We start from the raw sequence: 25,174 nt of genomic DNA, 5'->3' as shown, positions 1-25,174 counted from the left end.
GTGAACGCACCACTGGTGTTCGGGTTGTCATGCCAATGGCATTGCCCGGTAGCTAAGTGCGGAAAAGATAAGCGCTGAAAGCATCTAAGCGCGAAACTTGCCTCAAGATGAGTCTTCCCTGGGCCTTCAAGGCCCCTGAAGGAACGTTTAAGACTAAGACGTTGATAGGCTGGGTGTGTAAGTGCAGCGATGCATTGAGCTAACCAGTACTAATGATCCGTGAGGCTTAACCTTACAACACCGAAGGTGTTTTGGTGAGACCGAGACAATATTCAGCTTGTTGACAGATTGGATTGACTGGCTTCGTGATGAAGCGGGTTGATTAAAACGAATTTGCCTGGCGGCAATAGCGCGGTGGTCCCACCTGACCCCATGCCGAACTCAGAAGTGAAACGCCGTAGCGCCGATGGTAGTGTGGGGTCTCCCCATGCGAGAGTAGGACACTGCCAGGCATCAAATAAACGTTATCAGTGTGACGACTGGTAATGCGCAAGTCGCAAAGCGCGATATTGCCGGTATCGAAAGATACAACGTAAAAGAATCGGTGGAGCGGTAGTTCAGTTGGTTAGAATACCTGCCTGTCACGCAGGGGGTCGCGGGTTCGAGCCCCGTCCGTTCCGCCACTTAATTGATAAGCCCTGAGTCTCTGACTCAGGGCTTTTTCATGTCTATATTTTACGCTTTCAAGGCCGGAATTGTCCTTCCTTACAGCCTTATCTCCCGATATTGTTGCCTTTAGATCAAAAGTCTTATGCCGAACCAGGCGTTTTTGATCAATAAAAAAGTTGCCATAATCTTCCTCATACCACATTTACCCGTTAATGAGAGAAAACATTATGAGCATCCCTGCATTTGGTTTAGGTACTTTCCGCCTTCAGGATCAGGTTGTTATCGATTCTGTCAGCACCGCACTTGAGCTGGGCTACCGTACTATCGATACCGCACAGATCTATGAAAACGAAGCGGCTGTTGGCCAGGCTATCGCTGCCAGCGGCGTGAAACGTGAAGGTCTGTTCATCGCCACCAAGATTTGGATCGCGAACCTGGCGAAAGGGGCGCTGATCCCAAGCCTGCAAGAAAGCCTGAAAAAACTGCAAACGTCCTACGTTGATCTGACGCTGATCCACTGGCCGTCACCCCACGACGAAGTGCCGGTTGCCGAATTTATGGCTGAGCTGCTGGAAGCGAAAAAGTTGGGGCTGACCCGTCAAATTGGCGTATCTAACTTCACCATCGATTTGATGCAGCAAGCGATTGACGCGATTGGCGCCGATGAAATCGCCACCAACCAAATCGAGCTGTCACCGTTCTTGCAGAACCGCAAGGTGGTCGAATTTGCACAGCAGCACGGCATCGCCATCACCTCTTACATGACGTTGGCCTACGGCAAAGCGCTGCAGGATGAAACGATCAAAAGCATCGCTGCTCGTCACAATGCGACCCCAGCACAGGTGGTTCTGGCTTGGGCATTGAAACTGGGTTATGCGGTGATCCCTTCCTCGACCAAGCGTGAAAACCTGGCGAGCAACCTATTGGCGCAGCAACTGACGCTGACCGACGAAGATATGGCGCAGATCGCCGCACTGGAGTGCAACGGCCGTCTGGTTAGTCCGGAAGGCCTGGCGCCAAACTGGGATTAATCATTCCTCGCCGTAGTCAGCATAAGGCGTCCATCGGGGGCGCTTTTTTATCGTTTCAGGTATTCACTCACAAAATCAATAAAGCTGCGCAGACGGTTGCTGACGGCGCTGTCGCTGTAGTAAACCGCGTTGATCGGCATGGCGACCGGCAGTGTCGCTTCCACCAGAATCGGGACTAAATCTCCACGTTTGATATCTTCGTCGCTCATAAAGTCCGACAGGCAGGCGATACCGTTGCCATGCAGGCAGAGATGGCGCTGCGTTTCTCCGCTATTGGTGGTCAAACCGGGGGTGATTTCCAACTGGCTGCCATCTGAACAAGCCAGTGGCCAGCGGTTCAAGCTGGGCAGGTCGTTGAAACCGATACAGCAGTGATGTGCAAGATCTTCTACCGTTAGCGGCGTGCCGTGCTGAGCCAGATAAGCGGGGGAGGCGAGCACATGTCGGTAGCTGGTCATCAGTTTGCGTGCTTTCAGCGTAGAATCGGTCAGCTCGCCTACGCGGATCGCGATATCCACTTTTCGCTCGATCAGATTGATAAAGTTTTCCGAAGACACCAGCGATAACGACATTTCTGGATAACGTTCGCGGAACTCGGCCACTAAAGGCGTCAGCATATGCAGCACCACCGGCGTTGCCGCGTCGACGCGCAGCAGGCCTTGCGGACGCTGGCGGCTTTCCATCAGCGCATTTTCCGCCGCGGCCATGTCGTTCAGTACCTTCTGCACCTGGCGAAAGTAATTCTCTCCTTCCTGAGTCAGGCTGATTTGGCGCGTGGTGCGGTTGAGCAACGTTACGCCCAGTTTGCTTTCCAGTTTTTTCACCGTTCGGCTGACTACGGAATTCGCTTGTTCCAGGCGTTCGGCCGCCCGGCTGAAGCTGCCGCTTTCTACGACGGTGACAAAGGTGATCAGCTCGTCAGAGTTTGCTTTCATTTTTGCTCCGATAGCAAAGTTAATTTGAAATTTTGAGCATTTTTATCATTTAAGCATAGGCCGATAATAGCCGTCATCAACTTGAATGCTATTTCGGAGTAAAAAATGCCACTCGCATTACTTGCCTTAACCATCAGCGCTTTTGCTATCGGCACGACCGAGTTCGTGATTGTCGGGTTGATCCCGACTATCGCGGAACAGCTTGGGGTGACCGTGCCGTCCGCTGGATTGCTGGTGACTATCTATGCCCTCGGCGTGGCCATTGGCGCGCCGGTGCTGACGGCCCTGACCAGCCGCATACCGCGCAAACTGCTGCTGGTTGGCCTGATGGTGCTGTTCACTCTCGGCAACCTGCTGGCCTGGCAGTCACCCAGCTATGAATCGCTGGTAGTGGCTAGGTTGTTGACCGGCCTGGCGCACGGCGTGTTCTTCTCTATCGGCTCCACTATCGCCACTAGCCTGGTGGCGAAAGAGAAGGCTGCCTCCGCCATCGCCATCATGTTTGGTGGCCTGACGGTGGCGCTGGTGACCGGCGTACCGTTGGGGACGTTCATCGGCCAGCAGTTTGGCTGGCGTGAGACCTTCCTGGCCGTTTCTCTGATTGGCGCTGTCGCCACGCTGGCCAGCGTTATTCTGGTACCGAGCAATATCAAGAACCAGGGCAGTGCAGGCGTGCGGGAACAGCTGAAAGTGCTGACTCATCCTCGTCTGCTGCTGATTTACGCGATTACCGCATTGGGGTACGGTGGGGTCTTTACGACCTTTACCTTCCTTGCGCCGATGATGCAGGAACTGGCCGGCTTCTCTGCTCCGACCGTGAGCTGGATACTGTTGGCTTATGGCGTCGCGGTGGCGGTGGGTAACATCTGGGGAGGCAAGCTGGCCGATCGTCATGGGGCCGTGTGTGCGCTGAGCTTTATCTTTGCCGCGCTGGCCGTTTTGTTGCTGGTGTTCCAGTTTACCGCCAGCCACAGTATTGCCGCTTTGCTGACGGTGATTGTGATGGGCGTGTTCGCTTTCGGCAACGTGCCGGGGCTGCAGGTGTATGTGGTGCAGAAAGCCGCGCAATACACGCCAAGTGCGGTGGATGTGGCGTCCGGTCTCAACATCGCGGCGTTCAACATCGGCATTGCGCTCGGCTCGGTGATTGGCGGCCAGACCGTTGCCTCACTGGGGCTGGCGCAGACCCCCTGGATTGGCGCGTTGATCGTGGTGGTTGCATTGTTACTGGTTAGCTTTAGCGGTCGCCTGGATAAAAAGTCTCAGCTGCAAACGGCTTAATACGTAAAACCCTTGCTGCCTGGCCCGCATTTTGCGGGCCTTTTCGCATTTTTCACCTATTACCCCTCACCTTTACACAGCTATACCGTCAGAAGATTGAAATCGCTGCAGGCGGCCCCTATAACTGAAAAGGTGATGCCCGCAAAAGCCATGCCCTCTATGCAGGGTAGGCGTATAATCAATTCATCGTTGGCGAGTGTTCATCGCCAGTTTTCATGTTAATGGGTAATAGGCGAATCGCGTGCCGAAACGAACTTATGCAATGAGGTATGTTGCAGGTCAGCCAGTTGAGCGAATCTTTCCTGGTGCCGTTAACCAGCCGTTGCCGCCAGGGGCGGCGCTGCCGACGACCGGCGCCCTGCGCGTCATGGTATGGAATATTTTCAAACAGCAGCGAGCCGACTGGCTTTCGGTGCTGAAAAACCATGGCAAAGACGCGCAGCTGGTATTGTTGCAAGAGGCGCAAACCACGCCGGAGCTGGTGAGCTATGCGACCGCCAACTATCTGGCGGCCGATCAGGTGCCAGCCTTTGTCTTGCCGCAGCATCCTTCCGGCGTGATGACGCTGGCTGCCGCTCATCCTGTTTACTGTTGCCCGCTGCGCGAGCGAGAGCCGCTGCTGCGGCTTTCCAAGTCGGCCCTGATCACCGTTTATCCGCTGTACAACGGCGAGCTGTTGATGGTGGTGAACATCCATGCGGTGAACTTTAGCCTGGGCGTCGACGTCTACAGCAAGCAGTTGGGGCCGATAGGCGAACAGATCGCCAGTCACCGGGGGCCGGTGATTATGGCGGGGGATTTCAACGCCTGGAGCCGCAAGCGCATCAATGCACTGTATGACTTTGCCGGAGAGATGGCGCTGCGCGAGGTGAGTTTCACCGACGACCATCGCCGCAAGGCCTTCGGTCGTCCACTGGATTTCGTATTTTACCGCAATCTGGGAGTGGTGGAGGCGTCGGTGCTGGTGACCAGTGCGTCGGATCACAACCCGCTGTTGGTGGAGTTTCATCCGGAAAAAGACTCGCCGGTATGGTGAATCGCAGCTAATAAAAAAGCACCCCGAAGGGTGCTTTTTTTGTGCCGAACATTTAAGTATCCGGCGTCATCTTGTTACCGACAAACAGGGTCAGCTTCAGACCTGGCTGCAGGTTGCCTTTGGCGAGCGTTGAATTCCAACGCATCACGTCGTTAATATCGACGCCGTGACGACGTGCGATACTGGCGAGCGAATCACCTTTACGAACCTGGTAGGTGATACTGCTGTTACTGCCAGTATTGCTGGCCACTTGCAGGGTTTGCCCAACTTTTAAGGCGCTCTTGGCGCGTAAGTTGTTCCAACTCTGCAAATCGCTGGTCTTAACGTTCAGCCGCTTGGCTATGGCCGATAAGGTGTCGCCGGAGCGCACTTTATACGAACTGCCACCGGACAAACCGCTGTTCTTCGCCAACTGCGTCGTTGGCTGAGTCACGGCGATCTGGCCATCGGCCAGCGAGTCTTTCAGCTGATCGGCATGCCCTTTGGGAACCATGATGTAATGGGGGCCGTTGGGTGCCGTAACGCCTTTTTTGTAGCCTGGGTTATACGCTTTCATCTTGGTGACTGAAAGCCCAGCCATCTCAGCCGCCTGAGTTAGCTGGATCTGCTGCCCGACATCGATACGCGCCAGCGCACGGGTTTCATCCGTTTTCGGGAGTTTCACGCCGTACTTCTTGCTGTTCTTGATGATGTCGCTCAGCGCCAGCATTTTCGGGACATAGATTGACGTTTCACGCGGAAGCGACAATGCCCAGAAATTGGTTGGCTTACCCTGGCGTTTGTTTGCCTTCACCGCTTGCATCACGCGGCCTTCACCACTGTTATAGGCGGCTACGGTCAGTAACCAGTCGCCGTTAAACATGCGGTTCAAGCGCTGCATCATGTTAAGCGCAGCGGTTGTCGAGGCGACGACATCGCGTCGACCGTCATACCACTGATTGTTTTTCAAACCATAATTGCGACCCGTTTGCGGCACGATTTGCCATAGCCCTGCGGCGTTGGCACTTGACGTGGCGTGTGGGTCAAAAGCGCTCTCCACTATGGGTAGCAGTACCAGTTCCATCGGCATATTACGTTTCTTAATCTGCCCGACTATCCAGTACATGTACGGCTCTGCCCGTAATGTTACATCGTGGAGATAGCTCTTACTTTTTAAGTACTTTCTTTTCTGATCACGGATCCGGGAATTTTCCGGAACCTCCATCTTCAGCTCGTCGCTAATGAAGTTCCACAGGTCCTGTTGCGCGGCGGGACTGTTGTTATCCAACCACCGCGCCGAGCTCGCTCGGCCATTACCTGTGTACTCTCCTGCTTCACCATCTTGACCAGCCGAAGACAAACTCTGTGCATGCTGTTCTGGCGCCGGTGCGTCCTGCCTGGACGACTGGCAACCCACTAGCAAGACCGAGGCGAGAAATATCGCTTTAGCCTTCATGTGTGTGTCAATGTAGTTGCTTAAAAGACGAGCAATAATACTTTGCTTCGCCAAATAACACAACTAAAAGCTTAGAAGTTATCTTTCCGCAGGCGTAATTCGGAAAAAACTGAATGAAGGCTTTCCGGTGGTGAATTAAAGCCTAATTTCTTTTGTAAATCAGCGTCATGGCAACGTAAAAACAGGTTAATTTTGCGCTCTAATTGCAACGTGGTCGGCACGCTAGCTTGGCCTTTTGCCCTTAACGCTTCAACATGTTGTTGATATGTTTCAATCTCTCGATCTTCCGGCAAAATAGCCCGCGCAAACTTAAGATTTGAAAGAGTATATTCATGCGCGCAGCAAATTAAGGTGTTATCGGGAAGTTGCGCGAGTTGTTGAAATGAGTCGTACATTTGTTTTGCGGTGCCTTCAAACAGCCTGCCGCAGCCGGCGGAGAAAATGGTGTCGCCGCAGAACAGATAAGGGGCACTATAGAATGCCACATGGCCCAGCGTATGGCCGGGAACGGCGATAGTCCTGTATTGGCGGCCATCGATATCAAAGGTGTCGCCGTCATGGACGATGTGGTTGGCGCCTTTGCCAGCGGTTTCCTGCGGCCCGTAGACCGCAAGATCCGGGTATTGCGCGACAATCTGCGCCACGCCGCCGACGTGATCGTGGTGGTGGTGGGTCAGCAGGATCGCCGACGGCGCCAGCTGCAGGCGTTGCAGCGCCTCGAGCACCGGCCGCGCTTCACCCGGATCGACGATAATGCAGCGCCCCTGCCGGTCATCCAATAACCAAATGTAATTGTCCTGGAAGGCGGGAATGCTGATAAGATTCATGGTGTACCTCTCGTTGGCAACGGCTTGAAAGAAGATAATAAATCATGAAACCAGCCCATACTCTACAAAAGCTCACCGGCCCGCAGTCCTGGGCTGAGCTGCCGTGGGGGGAGTACTATCGTGAAGCGCTCGAGCGGCAGTTGCAACCCTGGTGGCCCAAGCTGTTCGGTTTCCATCTGCTGAAGATGGGCATGCTCAGCGCCGAGCTGGCCACGGATAAATGCGCAATCTCCCATCAGGTCAACGTAGGGCTGGAGGGGGAAGGGCTGCAGGTGATCGCCGACGCCTATCAACTGCCGTTCGCCGCCAAGTCGGTGGATGCCTGCCTGTTGGCGCATACGCTGTCCTACGCGGACGATCCGCACCGCATGCTGCGTGAGGTGGACAGGGTGTTGATCGACGACGGCTGGCTGGTTGTCAGTAGCTTCAATCCGTTCAGCCTGCTGGGATTGGGCAAGCTGGCGCCCGGGTTGCGTCGTCGCCAGCCCTATGTCAGCCGCATGTTTACCCAGATGCGGCTGCTGGATTGGCTCAGCCTGCTGAATTACGAGGTGTTGCACCAGGCGCGTTTTCACGTACTGCCGTGGCACCGCAAGGGCGGCAAGTTTTTATGCACCCATTTGCCGGCGCTGGGCTGCATGAGCGTGATTGTGGCGCGCAAGCGCACTTTGCCACTGACGCCCACGCCGATGAAACTGGGGGCGAGAAAGCCGTCTCTCAGCCGCGCGGTGGGCGCGACCAAGAGCTATCGCAAGCTGCCTTAGGCTTCCGGTTGGTAGCCGATGTCATCCTGCGTCGGTTTACCGGCCGCTTCGCGCGCCAGCACGTCGCAGCGTTCGTTCTCCGGGTGGCCGGCGTGGCCCTTGACCCATTCCCATTTCACCTCGTGGCGCTGAATGGCTTGATCCAGCCGCTGCCACAGATCGACATTCTTGACCGGTTTTTTGTCGGCGGTTTTCCAACCGCGTTTCTTCCAGTTATGGATCCAGCTGGTAATGCCCTGGCGCACGTACTGGCTGTCGGTGCTGAGCGTCACGGCGCAAGGCACCGTCAGCGCTTCCAGCGCCACGATCGCCGCCATCATTTCCATGCGGTTATTGGTGGTCAGGCGAAATCCTTCGCTGAAGGTTTTTTCCGTCTGCTTATAGCGCAGTATCGCGCCGTAGCCACCGGGGCCAGGGTTGCCAAGGCAGGAGCCGTCGGTGAAAATTTCTACCTGTTTGAGCATCTCTGGTAGACTCTTCCTATCAGTTTTATAAAAGCCAAGTCTGACATAAACGAGCGCTGTGAGCACTGCAATATGATCTCTACAACCACCAGACAGATTGTCCTCGATACCGAAACCACCGGTATGAACAAGCTTGGGGTGCACTACGAAGGGCACCGCATCATCGAAATCGGTGCGGTGGAAGTGATTAACCGCCGCCTGACCGGGCGCAACTTCCACGTATACATCAAGCCGGATCGGCTGGTGGATCCGGAAGCGTACGGCGTACACGGCATCAGCGACGACTTCCTGGCCGACAAACCGACCTTCGATCAGGTTGCCGACGAATTCCTCGACTTTATCCGCGGCGGCGAGCTGGTGATCCATAACGCGGCGTTCGATATCGGCTTTATGGATCACGAATTCCGCATGCTGCAGCAGGGGATCCCGAAGACCGAGACCTTCTGCACTATCACCGACAGCCTGATGATGGCGCGCCGCCTGTTCCCGGGCAAGCGCAACAACCTCGATGCCTTGTGCAGCCGCTATGAGATAGACAACAGCAAGCGTACGCTGCACGGCGCATTGCTCGATGCCGAGATCCTGGCGGAAGTCTATCTGGCGATGACCGGCGGTCAGACGTCGATAGCGTTCCAAATGGAAGGCGACACCCAGCAAAACGATGCCGCGCAAGAAATACAGCGTATCGTCCGCCCGGCCACGGCGATGAAAGTGGTCTACGCCAGCGACGAAGAAATGCAGGCGCACGAGGCGCGTCTGGATCTGGTGGCGAAGAAGGGGGGCAGCTGCCTGTGGCGTGGGGCGCCGGCGGAATAACGGCGTTTTTGCACGAAAAAAACGCACCGGGCGACCCTTCGTTGAAAAACTGTGCAAACGGTTCATTTGCGGAGAAAAAGGCGTTGACGGAACCGCGAGGCGTCCGTAATATGCGCCTCGTTCCCCCGCAAGAGGGAATGGCGCGGAGCGGTAGTTCAGTTGGTTAGAATACCTGCCTGTCACGCAGGGGGTCGCGGGTTCGAGCCCCGTCCGTTCCGCCACTATTCAGAAGCACTGAGTTAGCGATAACTCAGGGCTTCGTCGTTTCCGCTCTCGGCAAAACGGTGCGGCCCAGGGAACGGGGCCGGCAGACCGGCCCCTTATCCTCAGAACAACACCGAGTAATTCAAACCGAAGGTGCGTCCGCGGCCTTTATAGCTGTAAAGCTCAGGCGAGCCGTAGGTCGGGCTGTACAGGATCGGCGCGCGTTGGCCCCAAACGGTGGTGTACTCCTTGTCCAGCAGGTTTTCCACGCTGAAGCTGACTTTCCCCACCGGCAGGGCATAGCTGCCGAGGAAATCGAGGGTGTTGTAGCCATCTATTTTGCGGCCTTGGGTGGAGTTGGCCTTGGTGTAATCGCCGTCGTCCGACACGTCGAAGGTTTGCTGCGACTGCAAGCGCAGATTCCAGTCGCCCGGCGCCCAGCCGACGTAAGCGGTGACTTTCGATGGGCTGGCGGTATCGACCACCAGCTTCTTCCATTCGCCGTTGACCTTGGTTTCAGAACGGATGAAGTTGAAGTTGGTGCCGGCGCTCCAGTCGCTGTCTTCGAAGAAGTAGTCCACCGCACCTTCCAGCCCATAGATGCGCCGCTTGTCCGCATTGACGTTAATGGTCATGTCGGTTTTGTTGATGGCGATGCTCTTGTCGGACAACGAGTAGTAGGCGGCGATTTGCGTGCGCAGGTTATCGCCGGTATAGCGCCAGCCCAGCTCGTAGGCGTTGACCTTGATGCCTTCCAGCTTGGAATCGCCGACGTTGACGCTCTTCAGTAACTGGTAATGGCCGCCGTTCAACGCGTAGGTGCCGTTGCCGTAATACTTGCCCGGATCCGGGATCTCGAAGCCCTGAGAGAAGTTGAACCAGGTTTGCTGACGCTCGGTCAAGTGCGCCAACAGACCGGCGTTGAACAACGCATTGTTGTAGTCGGTTTTCCCTCCTGGGATGGCGTCGGCAGAGGCGGCGGCGCCGGTGGCGATCGCCTGCTGCTGGTTATAGCCGACGAAGTCGTCGATCTTGTTTTCGGTGTACTGGTAACGCACGCCGCCGCTCAGGGTGAAGATGGGATTGATGTCGTAACTGGCCTGCAGGAACGACGCCAGGTTGCTGGTGGTATAGCTCGGGTAGCGGCCGGTGCCGTAAGCGTTCTCCAGCGTCATGCCGCCGGACTGTTGGGCCTTCGCCAGGTTGAAGAACTGCTGGTTGGCGTTGAAGCTTTCATGCTCGGCGTCGATGCCGTAAGTCAGCGTCAGCGCGTCTACAGGTTTGCTGTTTAACGTCAGTTTGCCGCCGTAAAAATCGGTTTTTTGCTGCGAAGCGCCAATGCTGCTGACGTAATAGTTCGGCGCTTTGCCCGCCAGCGTTGGGAAGGGGTAGAAGGTCAACGTTTCGTCGCGGTAGTAGACCTGCGCCACCAGATCCTGGCCGAGGAAATCGGTGTTGGAATATTGCAGGTTGATCAGGTGGCGCTCGGTGCCGGGGATGCGATCGGAGTTTAAGTTACCGCTGTTGTACGCCTTGGCGTTGCCGGTCACCGCCGCGAAGTTTTCCCCCAGAAACAGGCCGTGATCGCCGTCGGACTGGCTTTTGTAGTATTGGGTGGTCAACTGCAGCTGTTGATGATCGTCGATGTTGAGGGTGCCGGTGCCCATCACATCGAGGCGATTGGAATACTGCAGGCCGGTTTGAGTATTGTCGATCAGCACCTCGTTGCCTTTGCCGTCGTACCAGCCGCCGTAACGCTGGTAAGAAACGGACAGGCGCCCCGAGGCGTTGTCGTTGCCGCCGCTGACCGCCGCCGCTACGTTCTCGTCGTGATCGTTATGGCCGCCGAAACCGGTTTTGCCGCCGACCTGCAATTCGACCTGCTGCTCTTTCTGTCCTTTCTTGGTCACGATATTGATCAGGCCGCCGGTGCTGCCGCCGCCGTACAGTGCGGTCGCGCCGGAAATCACCTCAATATGGTCGATATTGAACGGGTCGATCGAATCCAACTGGCGGCTGTCGCTGCGCGACGAGTTCAGGCGTACGCCGTCGATCATCACCATCATCGAACGGCCGCGCATATTCATGCCGTAGTTGGTGCGGCCCTGGCCGCTGACGTCCATGCCGGGGATCAGCTGCGCCAACATGTCCTTGATCTCTTTGCCGCCCTGGACTTGCTGTTCGATCTCCTGACTTTCGATCACCCATGTCGTCTGCGCCATTTCCGCCGCGCTGCGGTGCGAACGGCTGGCGGAGACGACCACCTGCTCTTCGCTGCCGTTTTTCTGATCTTCTGCCCAGGCCGGCGGCGCAAGCAACGCCAGCAGACATGGGTTTAATACCCAAAGAGGTTTGCGTTTCATCGTTATTTCCCAGGTGATATTGTCGTTACGTTGTTTTTTGAGAATGCTTCTTTTATCAATAACGTTTCTTGTTATCAATAAAATCATGATATGATTTTTTGCGATGCATTAACGTAATTAATTAGTTTTATTAACATTTATCCGCTGCGCGATCGCGCGGCCACGCCGCCAACACGGCAGCCGATCGGTCATACGTAAAAGCGACAGCCGTTGCCGGAGAGTCGAGAACATGTCCGCCAGCTACAGAATTTTTGATATCACCCTGAAAAGCAAAACGCTGATTTCGCCCTCGCTGCTGCGCTGCGTATTTGAAGGTGCGGATGTTCATCGCATGAAGCTGGAAGCGCCTGACCAGCGCATCAAACTGCTGTTCCCGGCGGCGGACGGCAAGATCACGCCGTTGGCCAACGGCCCGGATTGGTACGGCGATTACATGGCGCTCCCCAAAGAACAGCGTCCGGTAATGCGCACCTATACGCTGCGTGCGCTGCGCCGCGAGCAGAATCAGATGGACGTCGAGTTCGTGCTGCATGGCGTGAACGGCCCGGCTTCAGCCTGGGCGACCCATGCCGAACCCGGAGACACGATTCAAACGGTCGCCCCCAACGGTGACTTCGACGGCGACAGCGGCGGTTACGAATGGGCGCCGCCGGCGCAGTTGCAACAGGCGTTGCTGATCGCCGATGAGACGGCGGTGCCGGCGGCGATGGCGATTCTGGAACAGCTGGCGCAGCAGGCCAATCCGCCGCGGGTGCAGGCATTTTTTGAGGTGCCGGTGGCGGCGGATTGCCTGGATTTGGCGCATTTCCCGTTCGCCGACGTTTATTGGCTGCCGCGCGACGTCGGCCGCCAGCTGGCGCACGGCACGCTGCTGGTGGAGGCGGTGCGCCAGCGGGTGGATATCCCCGCATCGGCCTGTGCGCAAGCGCAGTCCCTGGCGGAAAGCAGCCTGAGCGATGAGGTGTTGTGGGAGCGGGCTGCTGGCAGTAACGCTTTCTATGCCTGGGTGGCGGCCGAGTCTTCTGCGGTGAAAACGCTGCGGCGTTACCTGATTGGCGAACGCGATCTGGATCGCTCCACCGTCAACTTCATGGCCTATTGGTGCTGAGTCGGCCGCCGCCGTGCGCCTTCATCATGGGTTCTACCGCCTGGAGCCCTAAGACGCGTCGAGCAGGCTGACGTGCGCCGCTACGATGCGCCAGCCACAGGGCAGCTTGACCCAGGTTTGCATTTGCCGCCCCCTGCGGTTGCTGCCCGGCCGATGAAATTCCGTGCTGGCTACCGCCATATCTTCACCAAAAGTCGTGATTTGGGTGTTTTCCAACAGCCGCTCCAGCCCGTTGGCCGGGCGCCGTTGACGAAAATCGCGGATCTCGTCGATACCGTAGAGGCTTTCGGTGGCGCCATAGCGCACCGTGCGCGCGTCGTGCCAGAACAACTCGTCCAGCACATCGATGTCATTGCTGATTAACGCCTGCTCATAGCGGTAAAAGGCGGCGTTGACCTCCGCCAGCACCGCCGGCCGATCGATATGTTCACTGTTCATTGATTACTCCTGTTTGCAGACGCAAGTGGCGATGCCGGCGCATTCCAGCGCATAGGCGGCGCGCAGCGCCAAATCTTCGCGCCACGGCGGGGCGATCAGTTGCAGGCCGATCGGCAGACCGGATGCGCTTTTCAAAGGAACCGTCACGACCGGCAGGCCAAGGAAGGAAATCGGCTGCGTCAGCATGCCCATACTGGCGCGGATCGGCAGATCGACGCCGTTGATGCGCATCGTTTCCTGGCCGATCGGCGTGGCGCTGCATGGCGTCGCCGGGGCGATCAAAATGTCCCAGTGCTTGAACAGCGGCGCGGCTTGCCGGCGAAACGCGTGACGAAAGCGCTGTGCCTGCAAATACCAGGTGGCGGGGAGCATGGCGCCGGCCAGCAGTCGTTCTCGCGACAGTGGCTCGAAGCGTTCGGGTTGGCTGCGCAACTGCGGCAGATAGCGATGGCCGCCCTCTGAGGCGCTGAGGATAAAGGCCGCCGATCGGGCCAGCTCGGCCTGCGGCAGCTCGACTTCGGCGCTGGCTGCCAGCGCTTGCGCCACCTGGTTGACTGCGGCCTTGGCGTCATCATTGCACCATTGCAGGAAATAGCCGCCTAACACGGCGCAGCGCAGGTTCTGGCTGCCCTGCGCCAGCAACGCTTCGGTGCGGGAAATCGGTTGATCGCTCTGGAACGGATCCTCGGCGTCGATGCCCTGCATCGCGTCATACACCGTCGCGAGATCGTGCACCCGGCGGGCGAACGGGCCGATGTGATCCAGGCTGTCGACAAACGGCTGGCTGCCGCTGCGCGAAAGGCGGCCGAAGGTCGGTTTCAGACCATAAATGCCGCACAGCGAGGCGGGCACGCGTATAGAGCCATTGGTGTCGCTGCCGAGCGAGAAGGTCACCAGGCCGGCCGCCACCGCTGCGGCCGAGCCGCCCGAAGAGCCGCCGGCGATGCGCCCGAGGTCATGCGGGTTTCGGGTGGCACCGTAATGGCTGTTCTCGGTGGTGAAACCGTAGGCGTAGGCGTCCATGTTCAACATGCCGCAAAGCAACGCGCCTTGATCCGCCAGCCGGGAGACGCCCCAGGCGTCGCGGCCGGCCGGTGGCCGATCGCTGAACAAGCGGGCGCCGGCCAGCGTGGTTTCACCGGCGACGTCGAACAGGTTTTTTACCGCATAGGGAATGCCGGCCAAAGCGGGCAGCGTTTGCCCAAGCGCGCGCGAACGGTCGAGGCGATCGGCTTCTTTTTGCATGCGTTCCCGGGTGATGTGCGTAAAGGCGTTCAGCGCGGGATTCTGACGGTCGATGTGATCGAGCGTATGCCGGACGATCTCGCGCGCCGAGAGCGCGCCGCGTTCAAGGGCCGTACGGATCTCGGCGAGCGACAGGGCGCTTAAGGGATTCATGGGCGATATACCCCCGCGATTTCCTGGCGCGGATCCAGCGGTAAGGCCATCAGCGGTTCGGCCAGCGCGGCGATGCGTTCGATCTGTTTCAACAGTTCCCGGCGGCGGACATCGTCCAGTTCCACGGCCAGCACGGTTTCCATCTGGTGGATATAGGCCGCCCAATCGGCGGCGTGTTGATTGTTCATAAGCGATCCCGATAAATAAGAGAGTCAGAAGCCGGCGGCGCTGCCGTTGCTTCGCGGATCGAAAGCGCCTTCGAACATGCCGTTGGTGTGGCGTACGACGGCGCCGGCATGGCCGACCGTTTCGCTGAACGCCGGCAGCAGTTCAACGGCGTGGCCGCGCTGTCGCAGATAGTCGAGGGTCGCCGCGTTAAAGCGCCCCTCAAGCTTCAACGAGTCCGAACTTTCGCCCCAGGTTCGCCCCAGCAGCCAGCGCGGCGCGCTGATCGCCTGCTGCAGCGGCAGCCCTTGCACCACATGCCGCACGAATAACGCCGCTTGAGTCTGCGGCTGGCCGTCACCACCCATCGAGCCGTAGATCAGCGTGCGTCCGTCATACAGCCGGGCGGCGGCCGGGTTCAGCGTATGGAACGGCTGCTTGCCCGGCGCCAGCGCCAGCAGATGATCGGCGTCCAGGCTGAAAGAGGCGCCGCGGTTTTGCCACAGGACGCCGCTGTTCGGCAGTACCACGCCGCTGCCGAATTCGTGGTAGATGCTCTGAATGAAGGAGACCGCCAGGCCGCTGCTGTCCATCACCCCCATCCAGACCGTATCGCCGGGTCCTTTGCCCTGGCCCCAGTCGGCCGCTTTTTGGCCGTCGATGCGCCCGGCCAGCCTATCCAAATGTTCGGCCGCCAGCAGCGCCTGCGGATCCTGCGTCATGTGGCGCGGATCGGTGATGAAACGGTCGCGCAGATCGAACGCCAGCTTGGTGGCCTCGACCACGGCGTGCACCACGGCGCCTTCGCTCTGTCCGACCAGCGGCAGACGGTCGGTCAGCCCGAGGATGGCAAGCGACACCAGCCCTTGGGTCGGGGGAGCCAGATTGAATATTTCACCTTTTTGGTGTTCCAGGCGCAGCGGAGGACGGCGGCATGGCCGATAACTCGCCAGATCCTGAGCGGTAAGCGGCATGCCCAACATCGCCATGTCCGCCGCCATGCTTTCAGCCAGCGGGCCGCGATAAAAACTGTCGAGCCCGTCCTCACTCAGTGCGATCAGCGTATCGGCCAGCTGCGGTTGGCAGAATCGTTGGCCGGCAAGCGGGATCTTTCCCTGCGGCAGGTAAATGCGGGCGAAGGGGGCGAACTCCTCCAGCTCGTGGCGTTTGCTGCGCGTCGCCGCCTCTTGGGAGGCGGTGACCGGAATGCCGTCGGCGGCGTAGCGTATGGCGTCGGCGAGCAACCGCGACAGCGGCAGCGGCGTTTCGCCCAGTTCGGCCGAATAGGCCAACGCCTCCTGCCAACCGCCGACGGTGCCGGCCACGGTCAACGCCGCTTTTGGGCCGCGCTGCGGGATGCGGCTTTCTCCGGCGTACAGCGCCGGCGTCGCCAGCGAGCCGGCGGCGCCGCTGGCGTCGATGGTCAGCGGCTCGCCCTGCGGCGGCACGATCAGCCAGAAACCGTCACCGCCGATGCCGTTCATGTGCGGATAGACCACGGCGATGGTCGCGGCGGCGGCCACCATCGCCTCAATGGCGTTGCCGCCTTCGCGCAGCACCGCCAGCGCGCTTTGGCTGGCGAGATGGTGTGGAGTGACCGCCATGCCCTGTGGCGCGGTATTGCTGTTAATCATGTTTCTGCCCTTGTCTGAGGTGAGCGTTCGGGTAACAGAAGCAAGAGGCGTTCCACTTTTAATCAGGACGATTAATTGCTTGTCAGAGAGGGGCCGGGGCGTGCTATGTTCCGGTGAAACAAAAGTTACAGCGAGAGTGATGATGCAGCCCTTCGATGAACGCCTGCGCAACGAATATCCGCAATTGGCGCCGCAGGAACAGCGCGTCGCCGACTTTATCCTCGATCATTTCGACGACCTGATCAGTTACAACAGCGCCGAGCTGGCGCGCTTGAGCGGGGTTTCTAAAGCCACGGTCAGCAGGCTGTTCAAGCGGTTGGGGTATCGCAGCTACAAGGACATGCGCGCTGAGCTGCGCACCCTGCGCCAGAGCGGCATGCCGGTGACCGACGAGAGGCATGCGGTGCAGGGCAATACGCTGCTGGCGCGGCATTACAAGCAGGAAATGGCTAACCTCTCGCACTGGGTGAGCCATCTCGATGTGGAGCAATTCGGCGCGGTGATCGCCGCGCTGGCGCGGGCGCGGCGGGTCGCGCTGCTGGGGTTTCGCAACAGCTATCCGATAGCCATGCATCTGCGTCAGCAGCTGATGCAGGTGCGGGAGCGGGTGATGCTGATGCCGCAGCCCGGCCAGACGCTGGCGGAGGAGCTGGTCGATCTCGCGCCGCAGGATATGGCGGTGGTGGTGGCGTTTCGGCGCCGGCCGCGTCAGCTCAAGGCGATACTGACGCAGCTGCAGACTCGCCGGGTGCCGACGCTGTTGATCTGCGAACCGCAGGCGCAGGCGCTGATCCCGCTGGCGGACTGGCATTTGGCCGCTTCGCTGGACAGCGTCTCCGCCTTCGACAGCTATTCAGCCGCCATGAGCTTATGCAACCTGCTCAGCAACGCCCTGCTGCATGAGATGTTGGAGCAGGGGCGATCGCGTATTCATCATATTGCCGGTCTGTATCAGGATTTGGACGAACTGGAACCGCGCTAACCGGCGCTTTTTTGGTGCTGATGCACATTTTTGGTGCATCTCTGGCCTGCCTGCTTTCCCTTTCTCCGTCGCCGGCTCGCTGAGGTCGGCAGGTTTTTTCTCGTTAATCAGTGCCAGTTAAGGCATGGGTTCGACGTATTTTCGATTGGCACATTAGTTGCAGAGCTTGTGGTGTAAGAATCTTTTGTTTCATCTTTTCACCATCGGGGATACGCTATGAACATCAAAAAAACGCTGTGGACGGTTTTCACCGGGATCGCCTTGCTGGCGCAGGCCGCGCCGACCATGGCGGATCAATTGCAAGAGATCCGGCAGCGCGGCGTCCTGCGCGTGGCTGTGCCGCAGGATTTCCCGCCATTCGGCTCGGTGGGCACCGATCTGCAGCCCCAGGGTTATGACATCGATATGGCGCGTTATCTGGCCGATAAGATGAAACTTAAGTTGCAGTTGGTGCCGGTCACCAGCGCCAACCGGGTGCCCTATCTGCAGACCAATAAAGTGGATCTGGTGATCTCCAGCCTGGGCAAAAATCCGGAGCGTGAAAAGACCATCGCCTTCAGCCGCGCCTATGCGCCGTTCTTCCTGGGGGTCTTTGGTCCGAAAGACGGCGCGTTGGCGAACATGGCGCAGCTCGATGGCAAGACCGTCGGCGTCACGCGCGGTGCGGTGGAGGATATGGTGCTGAGCGACGGCGCGCCTAAAGGGGCGCAGATCAAGCGTTATGAGGATAACAACACAACGCTGTCGGCCTATCTCTCCGGGCAGGTGCAGTACATCGCCACCGGTAACATGGTGGTGAGCGCCCTGGCGCGCCAGAATCCGGGCAAGGCGCCGACCGCCAAGTTCATGTTGAAAGATTCGCCGTGTTTCGTGGGGTTGCGCCAGGGAGAACCGGCCTTGAAAGCGGCGGTGGATGCGCTGATTGGACAGGCGCTGGCGGACAAGACGCTGAATGGCCTGTCGGAGAAATGGTTGAAGGCGCCGCTGCCCGATGGTTTTGGCGCATAACGGGAGCGGCGGATGACCTATCAGCTGAATTTCTCCGCGCTCTGGCCCTACATGCCTGAGCTGTTGGCGGGGTTACTGACGACGATGGCGCTGACGGCGCTGGCGACGTTGATGGGGGTTGCGCTGGGCATTTGCGGCGCGGCGATCCGCAGCGGCCGGGTCGGCGCGCTGAGCCGCCTTTGGGGCGTTTACGTCGAAGTAGTGCGCAACACGCCGTTCGTCGTGCAGTTGTTCTTCATCGTGTTCGGCCTGCCGAGCCTGGGCTGGAAACTGACGGCCGGGCAGGCGGCGCTGCTGGCGATGGTGATCAACCTTGGCGCCTACAGCACCGAAATTATTCGCGCCGGCATTCAGGTCACGCCGAAGGGGCAGTGGGAAGCGGGACGCGTGTTGGGGCTCAGCCGCAGCCAGACCTTTTTACGCATCGTACTGCCGCCGTCGCTGCAGCGTATTTATCCGGCGTTGGTGAGCCAGTGCATCATTGTGATGCTGGGATCCTCGGTGGTGTCGCAGGTCTCATTCGAAGAGCTGACCTTCGCCGCCAACCTGATCCAGTCGCGCACCTTCCTCAGCTTCGAAGTCTATCTGGTGACGGCGCTGCTTTATCTGTTGTTGTCGCTGTTGATGCGTCAACTGTTGCTGGCCGCCGGGCGGCGTTTTTTAGGGAGCCGGAACTGATGCTGACGTTTACCGATTGGGACATCGTGCGCAATCTGCTGTTGGCGGCTCGCTGGACGCTGCTGCTGTCGTTGACGGCATTTTTCGGCGGCACGCTGGTGGCGCTGCCGCTGGTGTTGATGCGCCTGAGCAAGCGCCGCTGGGCAATGCGTTTTGTCCGCGTTTACGCGGAACTGTTTCAGGGCACGCCGCTGCTGATGCAGCTGTTTTTGGCGTTTTTCGGTCTGGCGCTGTTCGGCGTCGACGTCAGCCCATGGACCGCGGCCGCGCTGGCGCTGACGCTATTCACCAGCGCTTTTCTGGTGGATATCTGGTCCGGCAGCATCGCCGCCTTGCCGAAAGGTCAGTGGGAGGCAGCCCGTTGTCTCGGGCTGAGTTTCGCGCAGACGCTGATGCGCGTCATCACGCCGCAGGCGGTGCGTATCGCCATTGCGCCGACCGTCGGTTTCTCGGTTCAGGTGATCAAGGGCACCGCCTTGGCGTCGATCATTGGCTTCGTCGAGCTGACCAAGGCCGGCACCATGCTGAACAATGTGACTTATCAGCCCTTCAAGGTGTTTGGTCTGGTCGCGTTGGGCTATTTCCTGATGTGCTATCCCTTGTCGCGTTACAGCCATTATCTGGAGAAGAAATGCCATGCCGATCATCACCATTAATCAGGTTCAAAAATATTACGGTCAGAATCATGTGTTGAAGGGCGTGGATCTGGATATCGACATGGGGCAGGTGGTCTCGATCATCGGCCGCAGCGGATCTGGTAAAAGCACGCTATTGCGCTGCATCAACGGGCTGGAAGGGTATCAGGAAGGGAGCATCAAACTGGGCGGCATGACCATCACCGATCGCGATTCGCAGGCGCGTGAAATCAGCCGCTCGATTGGCATGGTGTTTCAGAACTTCAACCTGTTCCCGCATATGACGGCGCTGGAAAACGTGATGCTGGCGCCGCGCCGGGTGCTGAAAAAAAGCGCTGCCGAGTGCCGCGAGTTGGCCGAACAGATGCTGAACAAGGTGGGATTGGGTGAACGCATGCATTACGCGCCGGCCAACCTTTCCGGCGGGCAACAGCAGCGGGTGGCGATCGCCCGGGCGCTGGCGATGAAACCGAAGGTGTTGCTGTGCGATGAGATCACCTCGGCGCTGGATCCCGAGCTGGTGGGTGAAGTCCTGAAGGTGCTGGAACAGTTAGCGCGAGAGGGCATGACGCTGATTCTGGTCACTCATGAAATGAGCTTCGCCCGCGAGGTGGGCGACCGGGTGGTATTCATGCACCAAGGCAAGGTGTGGGAGCAGGGAAATAGCCGCACGCTGTTCGCCAATCCGCAAACGCAGGAATTGAAACAGTTTATCGCTTCTGTGCGCGGGTTGTCAGAAGCCTGATTTCGGCAAATAAAATGACAAGTTATTAAGCTGGTAAGGAAATAACATGCTAACTACTCCGCAATTCGAACAGATTAACCCGCCGGCGCGCCTGCTGATGGGGCCGGGGCCGATCAACGCCGATCCGCGCGTGCTGCGCGCCATGTCGAGCCAACTGATCGGCCAGTACGATCCGGCAATGACCGGTTACATGAATCAGGTCATGGCGCTATATCGCGCGCTGTTCCGCACCGAAAACCGCTGGACGATGCTGGTGGACGGCACCTCGCGCGCCGGTATCGAGGCGCTGCTGGTTTCTGCCATTCGTCCGGGCGATAAGGTGCTGGTGCCGGTATTCGGCCGCTTTGGACATCTGCTGTGCGAAATTGCCCGCCGTTGTCGCGCCGAGGTACACACGATCGACGCGCCGTGGGGCGAGGTGTTCAGCGCCGATCGCATCGAAGACGCGATTAAGCGGGTGCGCCCGCGCCTGCTGCTGACGGTGCAGGGCGACACGTCCACCACCATGCTGCAGCCGCTGCATGAGCTGGGCGATATCTGCCGCCGCCACGGCGTGCTGTTCTATACCGATGCGACGGCGTCCTTTGGCGGAAACCCGCTGGAGACCGACGCCTGGGGGCTGGATGCGGTCTCCGCCGGGCTGCAGAAGTGCCTGGGCGGCCCTTCCGGCAGTTCGCCGGTCACCCTCAGCCCGCAGTTTGAAGATATCGTGCGCCGTCGCAAATGCGTGGAGGAGGGGATCCGCACCGCCGAACATGCCGACGGCGACGACGAGATGATCTACTCCAACTATTTCGACCTCGGCATGATCATGGATTATTGGGGGCCGGAGCGCCTGAATCACCATACCGAAGCCACCAGCATGTTGTTCGCGGCGCGAGAATGCGCGCGAGTGATCCTCGAGGAAGGGCTGGATCAGGCCATTGCCCGCCACCGGCTGCACGGCGCGGCGATGCTGGCGGGCATCCAAGGCATGGGGCTGGCGGTGTTCGGCGATCTCAATCACCGTATGAATAACGTGCTCGGCGTGATGATCCCGCCGCAGGTGCATGGCGAGCAGGTGCGGCAGATGATGCTGAACGATTTCGCCATCGAAATCGGCACCTCGTTCGGCCCGCTGCAGGGCAAGATCTGGCGCATTGGCACCATGGGCTACAACGCGCGCAAAGATTGCGTGCTGCAAACGCTGGCGGCGCTGGAGGCGGTGTTGAACCGGTTGGGCTTCGCCACGCAACAGGGGGAGGCCCTCCAGGCGGCCTGGAACCTGTACGATGCAGGACGGCCAGAATGACGCCGCAGGAAGCGCAGCAGGCCGCCGCGCGGGTGATGGCACGCTGTGACGAGCTGGCGGCGATCAGCGCGGAGCCCGGTAAACTGACGCGTCTTTATCTGTCTGAGGAACATCGGCGCGCCAACGTTCTGGTGGGCGAATGGATGCGCGAGAGCGGCATGCGGGTGTGGCAAGACAGCGTCGGCAATATCTGTGGCCGTTATGAAGGGCTCACGCCCGGCGCCCCCGCGCTGCTGCTCGGTTCGCATCTGGACACGGTGCGCAACGCCGGGCGTTATGACGGCATGCTCGGCGTGCTCACGGCGCTGGAAACGGTGGCGCAATACCATCGCCAGGGGCGCCGTTTGCCGCTGGCGCTGGAGGTGATCGGCTTTGCCGACGAAGAGGGCGCTCGCTTTGGCGTGACGTTGCTGGGCAGCCGCGGCTTGACCGGCCAATGGCCGCAGGAATGGCTGGCGCAGACTGACGCGGACGGGGTGAGCATCGCGCAGGCCATGCGCGACTTCGGGCTGGAGCCGACGGCGATCGCGCAGGCGCGCCGCGCACCGCAGGAAATCCGCGCTTATCTGGAATTGCATATCGAACAGGGCCCATGTCTGGAGGCGGCCGACCTGGCGCTGGGGGTGGTGACGGCGATCAACGGCGCGCGTCGGCTTAACTGCGTCTTTAGCGGGGAGGCGGGCCATGCCGGTACGGTGCCGATGGGGCAGCGCAAAGACGCGCTGGCGGCCGCGGCGGAATGGATAACGGCGGTTGAAACGTTGACCCGCGCCGCCGATCCGCATTTGGTGGCCACCGTCGGCTGCATCGAGGGCCTGCCGGGCGCGGCCAACGTGATCCCGGGCGAAGTGCGATTGACGCTCGACGTGCGCGGCCCGCAGGATGCGCCACTGGCGGCGCTATTGGCGACGTTGCTGGCGCAGGCGCAGACGATCTGCGCACGCCGTGGAGCGCGCTTCGCCAGCGAGGAGTTTTACCGCATTGACGCCACCGCCTGCGATAGCGATCTGCAGCGCCGCTGGCAGGCGGCCGTCGAGCAGGTACAGGGGCAGTGTCTGGCGCTGCCGAGCGGCGCCGGTCATGACGCCATCGCCGTGGCGGCGCAATGGCCGGTCGGCATGCTGTTCGTGCGTTGCGCCGGCGGCGTCAGCCATCATCCGGCTGAAGCGGTGCGGCAGGCGGACGTCGCGCTGGCGATCCAGGCCTATTGCCTGACGATCGCCGGCTGGGATCGCGTTTAATCAATCAAGACGCAGAAAGCTGTCGGCATCGCGCCAGGCCGGGAAGGCGCTGCGGTAACTCTGCAGGCTTTCCAGCGACAGCTCGGCGTCCAGCCGCGCGGCTGCGCCGAGCTCGGCATCCGCCAGGATCTCGCCCTGCGGGCTGATGATCAGGCTGTCTCCGCTGTAGTTCAGGCCGTTCGGATCGTCGCCCACCCGGTTGCAGCCCGCCACATACACCTGATTTTCAATCGCCCGCGCCGCCAGCAGCGTTTGCCAGTGTTTGCTGCGTGGCGCCGGCCAGTTGGCGACGTACAGCGCCAGATCGTAATCCTGCTGATAGCGCGCCCAGACCGGGAAACGCAGGTCGTAGCAGATCTGCGGCAGGATGCGCCAGCCGCGCCACTCGACGATTTCGCGCCGGTTGCCGGCCTGGTAGTGCAGGTGTTCGCCGGCCATGCGGAACAGATGGCGTTTATCATAGGCATGCACCTGGCCGCCCGGCTCCACCAGCAGGAAGCGATTGACCGCGCCTTCGGCGGTTTTCAGCGCCACGCTGCCGCCGATCAACGCGTGGCTTTTCACCGCCCAGCCGTGCAGCCAGTCGATCACCTGCTGTTCGGGTAGGGCGCTCTCGCCGGCATCCATGGCAAAACCGGTGGTGAACATTTCCGGCAAGACGATGAGATCGCGCCCGACGATCGGCGCCAGCAACGCGTCGAAGGCGGCCAGGTTAGCGGGGCCGTCGCGCCAGACCAGAGGTTGCTGCAACAGGGTAATTTTTAAAGTCGACATAACCGCTCCGCAGCTGCATCCAGCGTGGCGTCCTGTTTAGCGAAGCACAGCCGGATCAATTTATGGGGGAAAGGATCGGCACAGAAGACCGACAGCGGAATGGCCGCCACGCCCACGTGCTCGGTTAACCAATGGCAGAACGCCACATCGTCCAGATCGGAGATGGCGCTGTAGTCCGCCAGCAAGAAGTATGTACCGGCGCAGGGTAAAATTTCCAGTCGGCTGCTCGCCAGCGCTTGCACGAAGCGATCGCGCTTGGCGCGGTAGAATGCCGGCAGCTGTCGCCAGTGCTCCGGCTCGGCGCGCAGGCTATCCGCCAGCGCCAGCTGCGCCGGGGTGTTGACCGAAAAGGTCAGATATTGATGCACCTTGCGCACCTCGGCGCTCAGCGCGGTGGGCGCCACGCAGTAACCCACTTTCCAGCCGGTCATGTGGAAGGTTTTACCGAAGGAGGACACCGCGATCGCCCGTTGGCGCAGCTGTGGGTGGGCTAATACGCTGGCGTGCCCGCCTTTGGCGAAGCAGATGTGTTCGTAGACTTCGTCGCTGAGCACGTAGATCTCGCGTTCGGCGATGGCGTGCCACAGCTGCTGCATGTCTTCCGCCTGCCAGGCAGTGGCGGACGGATTGTGCGGCGTATTGACGATCACCAGGCGGGTGCGCGGCGACAGCGCGGCGGCGAACCGTTGCCAATCCACGGCAAATGCGGGCGGCTGCAGGGCGAGGCGTTTGAGTACGCCGCCGGCCAGCGTCACCGCCGGCGCGTAGCTGTCGTAGCTCGGATCAAAACAGACCACCTCATCGCCGGGGCGCACCAGCGCCGTGATGGCGGCGAACAGCGCTTCGGTGGCGCCGGCGGTGACGGTCACTTCGCTGCCGGCATCCGGCTGCCAGCCATACAGCTCGGCGGTTTTGTCGGCGATGGCTTCGCGCAGCGCCGCCACGCCGGTCATTGGCGCATATTGGTTGGCGCCCTGGGCGACGTGCCAGGCCAGGCGTGCTTTCAGGTAGTCCGGCCCGTCAAAATCAGGGAAGCCCTGTGACAGGTTGATCGCCTGATGCTGCTGCGCCAGCGCGCTCATCTGGGTGAAGATGGTGGTGCCCAGGGCGGGCAGTTTACTGTCGGGAATCAATGCGGAAGTGCTCATAGCAGGTGAATACTCCAGGCGCTTATATTGCCGTCAATATAACACGATGCTAGTATTTGGCAATCAAGACGCTTAGATGGCTAAATGCGAAAAAGTGCTTAGCCTGTCGCGCAGCTGGCTAAGCTTCACCTGCTGACCGCTATACCGAACGGGAAACGATAACA

The 25,174-nt window shown here is 59.7% G+C and carries 24 protein-coding genes, 2 tRNA genes and 2 rRNA genes; 17 read left to right on the top strand and 11 right to left on the bottom strand.

Annotated features, from left to right (window positions below):
* The 4 genes from IMX17_RS14240 to dkgB form a co-directional block, all read left to right on the top strand.
* Nucleotides 1-234: ribosomal RNA gene (locus IMX17_RS14240) — 23S ribosomal RNA — on the top strand; the annotation flags it as partial.
* Between the two features lie 102 nt (nucleotides 235-336).
* A 5S ribosomal RNA gene (rrf, locus tag IMX17_RS14235) occupies nucleotides 337-452 on the top strand.
* 94 nt (nucleotides 453-546) lie between these two features.
* Nucleotides 547-623, top strand: a tRNA-Asp gene (locus tag IMX17_RS14230).
* A gap of 213 nt (nucleotides 624-836) precedes the next feature.
* On the top strand, nucleotides 837-1,640 hold the full coding sequence (dkgB, locus tag IMX17_RS14225) for a 2,5-didehydrogluconate reductase DkgB (RefSeq protein ID WP_182265078.1): 804 nt from the start codon (nucleotides 837-839) through the stop codon (nucleotides 1,638-1,640).
* A 47-nt stretch (nucleotides 1,641-1,687) separates the two neighbouring features.
* Here the strand turns inward: dkgB and yafC are convergent, their stop codons facing one another.
* Nucleotides 1,688-2,575 carry a DNA-binding transcriptional regulator YafC gene (yafC, locus tag IMX17_RS14220; RefSeq protein ID WP_004930183.1) on the bottom strand — a complete coding sequence of 296 codons (888 nt, stop codon included), beginning with the start codon at nucleotides 2,573-2,575 and terminating at the stop codon, nucleotides 1,688-1,690.
* Between the two features lie 105 nt (nucleotides 2,576-2,680).
* On the opposite strand from yafC, the gene IMX17_RS14215 reads away from it, so the two are divergent.
* Nucleotides 2,681-3,856: an MFS transporter gene (locus tag IMX17_RS14215; protein WP_182265077.1), complete on the top strand. Its 1,176-nt coding sequence runs from the start codon at nucleotides 2,681-2,683 to the stop codon at nucleotides 3,854-3,856.
* A 241-nt stretch (nucleotides 3,857-4,097) separates the two neighbouring features.
* Nucleotides 4,098-4,892 carry an endonuclease/exonuclease/phosphatase family protein gene (locus tag IMX17_RS14210; RefSeq protein ID WP_025160092.1) on the top strand — a complete coding sequence of 265 codons (795 nt, stop codon included), beginning with the start codon at nucleotides 4,098-4,100 and terminating at the stop codon, nucleotides 4,890-4,892.
* Nucleotides 4,893-4,944: 52 nt separating this feature from the next.
* Here IMX17_RS14210 and mltD read toward each other — a convergent pair whose 3' ends face one another.
* Together mltD and gloB are read right to left on the bottom strand one after the other, a co-directional pair.
* A complete protein-coding gene (gene mltD / locus IMX17_RS14205) occupies nucleotides 4,945-6,327 on the bottom strand; it encodes a murein transglycosylase D (RefSeq protein WP_033650995.1) in 1,383 nt (460 codons plus the stop codon).
* A gap of 71 nt (nucleotides 6,328-6,398) precedes the next feature.
* Nucleotides 6,399-7,154 (bottom strand): hydroxyacylglutathione hydrolase, encoded by a 756-nt coding sequence (gene gloB, locus IMX17_RS14200; RefSeq protein WP_193549873.1) that lies wholly within the window; start codon nucleotides 7,152-7,154, stop codon nucleotides 6,399-6,401.
* A 44-nt stretch (nucleotides 7,155-7,198) separates the two neighbouring features.
* On the opposite strand from gloB, the gene IMX17_RS14195 reads away from it, so the two are divergent.
* Nucleotides 7,199-7,918, top strand: a complete 720-nt coding sequence (locus IMX17_RS14195; protein ID WP_046897628.1) for a class I SAM-dependent methyltransferase — start codon at nucleotides 7,199-7,201, stop codon at nucleotides 7,916-7,918.
* Here IMX17_RS14195 and rnhA read toward each other — a convergent pair.
* Nucleotides 7,915-8,382, bottom strand: a complete 468-nt coding sequence (rnhA, locus tag IMX17_RS14190) for a ribonuclease HI (RefSeq protein WP_193549872.1) — start codon at nucleotides 8,380-8,382, stop codon at nucleotides 7,915-7,917. The two genes, IMX17_RS14195 and rnhA, sit on opposite strands and share 4 nt — an antisense overlap.
* Nucleotides 8,383-8,454: 72 nt before the next feature.
* Here rnhA and dnaQ point away from each other — a divergent pair, with 72 nt between their 5' ends.
* Nucleotides 8,455-9,198: a DNA polymerase III subunit epsilon gene (dnaQ, locus tag IMX17_RS14185; RefSeq protein ID WP_046897630.1), complete on the top strand. Its 744-nt coding sequence runs from the start codon at nucleotides 8,455-8,457 to the stop codon at nucleotides 9,196-9,198.
* A gap of 144 nt (nucleotides 9,199-9,342) precedes the next feature.
* Nucleotides 9,343-9,419 (top strand) — tRNA-Asp (locus tag IMX17_RS14180).
* Between the two features lie 105 nt (nucleotides 9,420-9,524).
* Here the strand turns inward: IMX17_RS14180 and IMX17_RS14175 are convergent.
* Complete coding sequence (locus IMX17_RS14175) at nucleotides 9,525-11,765, bottom strand: TonB-dependent siderophore receptor (protein WP_193549871.1); 2,241 nt, start codon at nucleotides 11,763-11,765, stop codon at nucleotides 9,525-9,527.
* A 229-nt stretch (nucleotides 11,766-11,994) separates the two neighbouring features.
* On the opposite strand from IMX17_RS14175, the gene IMX17_RS14170 reads away from it, so the two are divergent.
* Nucleotides 11,995-12,873 (top strand): siderophore-interacting protein, encoded by an 879-nt coding sequence (locus IMX17_RS14170; protein WP_042783720.1) that lies wholly within the window; start codon nucleotides 11,995-11,997, stop codon nucleotides 12,871-12,873.
* A gap of 48 nt (nucleotides 12,874-12,921) precedes the next feature.
* Here the strand turns inward: IMX17_RS14170 and hpxZ are convergent, their stop codons facing one another.
* The 4 genes from hpxZ to IMX17_RS14150 are packed head-to-tail and all read right to left on the bottom strand — an operon-like array spanning nucleotide 12,922 to nucleotide 16,508.
* The gene (hpxZ, locus tag IMX17_RS14165) at nucleotides 12,922-13,311 is read right to left on the bottom strand and encodes an oxalurate catabolism protein HpxZ (RefSeq protein ID WP_046897633.1); all 390 of its coding nucleotides are present in this window, start codon (nucleotides 13,309-13,311) and stop codon (nucleotides 12,922-12,924) included.
* A 3-nt stretch (nucleotides 13,312-13,314) separates the two neighbouring features.
* The gene (locus IMX17_RS14160; protein ID WP_182265074.1) at nucleotides 13,315-14,709 is read right to left on the bottom strand and encodes an AtzE family amidohydrolase; all 1,395 of its coding nucleotides are present in this window, start codon (nucleotides 14,707-14,709) and stop codon (nucleotides 13,315-13,317) included.
* Nucleotides 14,706-14,897 carry an oxalurate catabolism protein HpxX gene (gene hpxX / locus IMX17_RS14155; RefSeq protein ID WP_033634115.1) on the bottom strand — a complete coding sequence of 64 codons (192 nt, stop codon included), beginning with the start codon at nucleotides 14,895-14,897 and terminating at the stop codon, nucleotides 14,706-14,708. Before hpxX ends, IMX17_RS14160 begins: the two co-directional genes overlap by 4 nt.
* 24 nt (nucleotides 14,898-14,921) lie before the next feature.
* Nucleotides 14,922-16,508 carry a gamma-glutamyltransferase family protein gene (locus IMX17_RS14150; RefSeq protein WP_046897635.1) on the bottom strand — a complete coding sequence of 529 codons (1,587 nt, stop codon included), beginning with the start codon at nucleotides 16,506-16,508 and terminating at the stop codon, nucleotides 14,922-14,924.
* 142 nt (nucleotides 16,509-16,650) lie between these two features.
* Between IMX17_RS14150 and IMX17_RS14145 the strand changes: the two genes are divergently transcribed.
* The 7 genes from IMX17_RS14145 (at nucleotide 16,651) to hpxK (ending at nucleotide 23,088) form a co-directional block, all read left to right on the top strand.
* Nucleotides 16,651-17,490, top strand: coding sequence for a MurR/RpiR family transcriptional regulator (locus IMX17_RS14145; RefSeq protein WP_182265134.1), 840 nt, complete (start codon nucleotides 16,651-16,653; stop codon nucleotides 17,488-17,490).
* A gap of 216 nt (nucleotides 17,491-17,706) precedes the next feature.
* Nucleotides 17,707-18,498 (top strand): transporter substrate-binding domain-containing protein, encoded by a 792-nt coding sequence (locus IMX17_RS14140; RefSeq protein ID WP_046897636.1) that lies wholly within the window; start codon nucleotides 17,707-17,709, stop codon nucleotides 18,496-18,498.
* A 12-nt stretch (nucleotides 18,499-18,510) separates the two neighbouring features.
* Nucleotides 18,511-19,176 carry an amino acid ABC transporter permease gene (locus tag IMX17_RS14135; protein WP_046897637.1) on the top strand — a complete coding sequence of 222 codons (666 nt, stop codon included), beginning with the start codon at nucleotides 18,511-18,513 and terminating at the stop codon, nucleotides 19,174-19,176.
* Nucleotides 19,176-19,832, top strand: a complete 657-nt coding sequence (locus IMX17_RS14130; protein ID WP_033634111.1) for an amino acid ABC transporter permease — start codon at nucleotides 19,176-19,178, stop codon at nucleotides 19,830-19,832. Before IMX17_RS14135 ends, IMX17_RS14130 begins: the two co-directional genes overlap by 1 nt.
* Nucleotides 19,813-20,556 (top strand): amino acid ABC transporter ATP-binding protein, encoded by a 744-nt coding sequence (locus IMX17_RS14125; protein WP_033641954.1) that lies wholly within the window; start codon nucleotides 19,813-19,815, stop codon nucleotides 20,554-20,556. The genes IMX17_RS14130 and IMX17_RS14125 overlap by 20 nt, the downstream gene beginning before the upstream one ends.
* A 46-nt stretch (nucleotides 20,557-20,602) precedes the next feature.
* Entirely contained in the window at nucleotides 20,603-21,847 is a 1,245-nt protein-coding gene (locus IMX17_RS14120; protein WP_046897638.1) for an alanine--glyoxylate aminotransferase family protein, read from the top strand.
* On the top strand, nucleotides 21,844-23,088 hold the full coding sequence (gene hpxK / locus IMX17_RS14115) for an allantoate amidohydrolase (RefSeq protein WP_193549870.1): 1,245 nt from the start codon (nucleotides 21,844-21,846) through the stop codon (nucleotides 23,086-23,088). Before IMX17_RS14120 ends, hpxK begins: the two co-directional genes overlap by 4 nt.
* Here hpxK and IMX17_RS14110 read toward each other — a convergent pair whose 3' ends face one another.
* Nucleotides 23,089-23,862 carry an amidohydrolase gene (locus IMX17_RS14110; RefSeq protein ID WP_193549869.1) on the bottom strand — a complete coding sequence of 258 codons (774 nt, stop codon included), beginning with the start codon at nucleotides 23,860-23,862 and terminating at the stop codon, nucleotides 23,089-23,091.
* Nucleotides 23,850-25,010: a pyridoxal phosphate-dependent aminotransferase gene (locus IMX17_RS14105; protein WP_182265071.1), complete on the bottom strand. Its 1,161-nt coding sequence runs from the start codon at nucleotides 25,008-25,010 to the stop codon at nucleotides 23,850-23,852. Before IMX17_RS14105 ends, IMX17_RS14110 begins: the two co-directional genes overlap by 13 nt.
* Nucleotides 25,011-25,174: the final 164 nt, after the last annotated feature.

It is taken from the genome of Serratia sp. X3 (assembly GCF_014982455.1).
In the GTDB taxonomy this organism is placed as follows: domain Bacteria; phylum Pseudomonadota; class Gammaproteobacteria; order Enterobacterales; family Enterobacteriaceae; genus Serratia; species Serratia ureilytica.
The sequence above is the reverse complement of the archived record's forward strand: the minus strand, read 5'-3'. Positions and strand labels throughout refer to the sequence as shown.

What these genes read in the sequence shown, in the direction of transcription:
- IMX17_RS14110 (WP_193549869.1), bottom strand. Translation starts at nt 23,862, where the DNA reads ATGTCGACTTTAAAAATTACCCTGTTGCAGCAACCTCTGGTCTGGCGC.
- gloB (WP_193549873.1), bottom strand. Translation starts at nt 7,154, where the DNA reads ATGAATCTTATCAGCATTCCCGCCTTCCAGGACAATTACATTTGGTTA.
- IMX17_RS14105 (WP_182265071.1), bottom strand. Translation starts at nt 25,010, where the DNA reads ATGAGCACTTCCGCATTGATTCCCGACAGTAAACTGCCCGCCCTGGGC.
- hpxZ (WP_046897633.1), bottom strand. Translation starts at nt 13,311, where the DNA reads ATGAACAGTGAACATATCGATCGGCCGGCGGTGCTGGCGGAGGTCAAC.
- IMX17_RS14160 (WP_182265074.1), bottom strand. Translation starts at nt 14,709, where the DNA reads ATGAATCCCTTAAGCGCCCTGTCGCTCGCCGAGATCCGTACGGCCCTT.
- mltD (WP_033650995.1), bottom strand. Translation starts at nt 6,327, where the DNA reads ATGAAGGCTAAAGCGATATTTCTCGCCTCGGTCTTGCTAGTGGGTTGC.
- dnaQ (WP_046897630.1), top strand. Translation starts at nt 8,455, where the DNA reads ATGATCTCTACAACCACCAGACAGATTGTCCTCGATACCGAAACCACC.
- IMX17_RS14125 (WP_033641954.1), top strand. Translation starts at nt 19,813, where the DNA reads ATGCCGATCATCACCATTAATCAGGTTCAAAAATATTACGGTCAGAAT.
- yafC (WP_004930183.1), bottom strand. Translation starts at nt 2,575, where the DNA reads ATGAAAGCAAACTCTGACGAGCTGATCACCTTTGTCACCGTCGTAGAA.
- dkgB (WP_182265078.1), top strand. Translation starts at nt 837, where the DNA reads ATGAGCATCCCTGCATTTGGTTTAGGTACTTTCCGCCTTCAGGATCAG.
- IMX17_RS14150 (WP_046897635.1), bottom strand. Translation starts at nt 16,508, where the DNA reads ATGATTAACAGCAATACCGCGCCACAGGGCATGGCGGTCACTCCACAC.
- IMX17_RS14215 (WP_182265077.1), top strand. Translation starts at nt 2,681, where the DNA reads ATGCCACTCGCATTACTTGCCTTAACCATCAGCGCTTTTGCTATCGGC.
- IMX17_RS14130 (WP_033634111.1), top strand. Translation starts at nt 19,176, where the DNA reads ATGCTGACGTTTACCGATTGGGACATCGTGCGCAATCTGCTGTTGGCG.
- hpxK (WP_193549870.1), top strand. Translation starts at nt 21,844, where the DNA reads ATGACGCCGCAGGAAGCGCAGCAGGCCGCCGCGCGGGTGATGGCACGC.
- IMX17_RS14135 (WP_046897637.1), top strand. Translation starts at nt 18,511, where the DNA reads ATGACCTATCAGCTGAATTTCTCCGCGCTCTGGCCCTACATGCCTGAG.
- IMX17_RS14195 (WP_046897628.1), top strand. Translation starts at nt 7,199, where the DNA reads ATGAAACCAGCCCATACTCTACAAAAGCTCACCGGCCCGCAGTCCTGG.
- IMX17_RS14175 (WP_193549871.1), bottom strand. Translation starts at nt 11,765, where the DNA reads ATGAAACGCAAACCTCTTTGGGTATTAAACCCATGTCTGCTGGCGTTG.
- IMX17_RS14120 (WP_046897638.1), top strand. Translation starts at nt 20,603, where the DNA reads ATGCTAACTACTCCGCAATTCGAACAGATTAACCCGCCGGCGCGCCTG.
- IMX17_RS14170 (WP_042783720.1), top strand. Translation starts at nt 11,995, where the DNA reads ATGTCCGCCAGCTACAGAATTTTTGATATCACCCTGAAAAGCAAAACG.
- hpxX (WP_033634115.1), bottom strand. Translation starts at nt 14,897, where the DNA reads ATGAACAATCAACACGCCGCCGATTGGGCGGCCTATATCCACCAGATG.
- IMX17_RS14140 (WP_046897636.1), top strand. Translation starts at nt 17,707, where the DNA reads ATGAACATCAAAAAAACGCTGTGGACGGTTTTCACCGGGATCGCCTTG.
- IMX17_RS14145 (WP_182265134.1), top strand. Translation starts at nt 16,651, where the DNA reads ATGCAGCCCTTCGATGAACGCCTGCGCAACGAATATCCGCAATTGGCG.
- rnhA (WP_193549872.1), bottom strand. Translation starts at nt 8,382, where the DNA reads ATGCTCAAACAGGTAGAAATTTTCACCGACGGCTCCTGCCTTGGCAAC.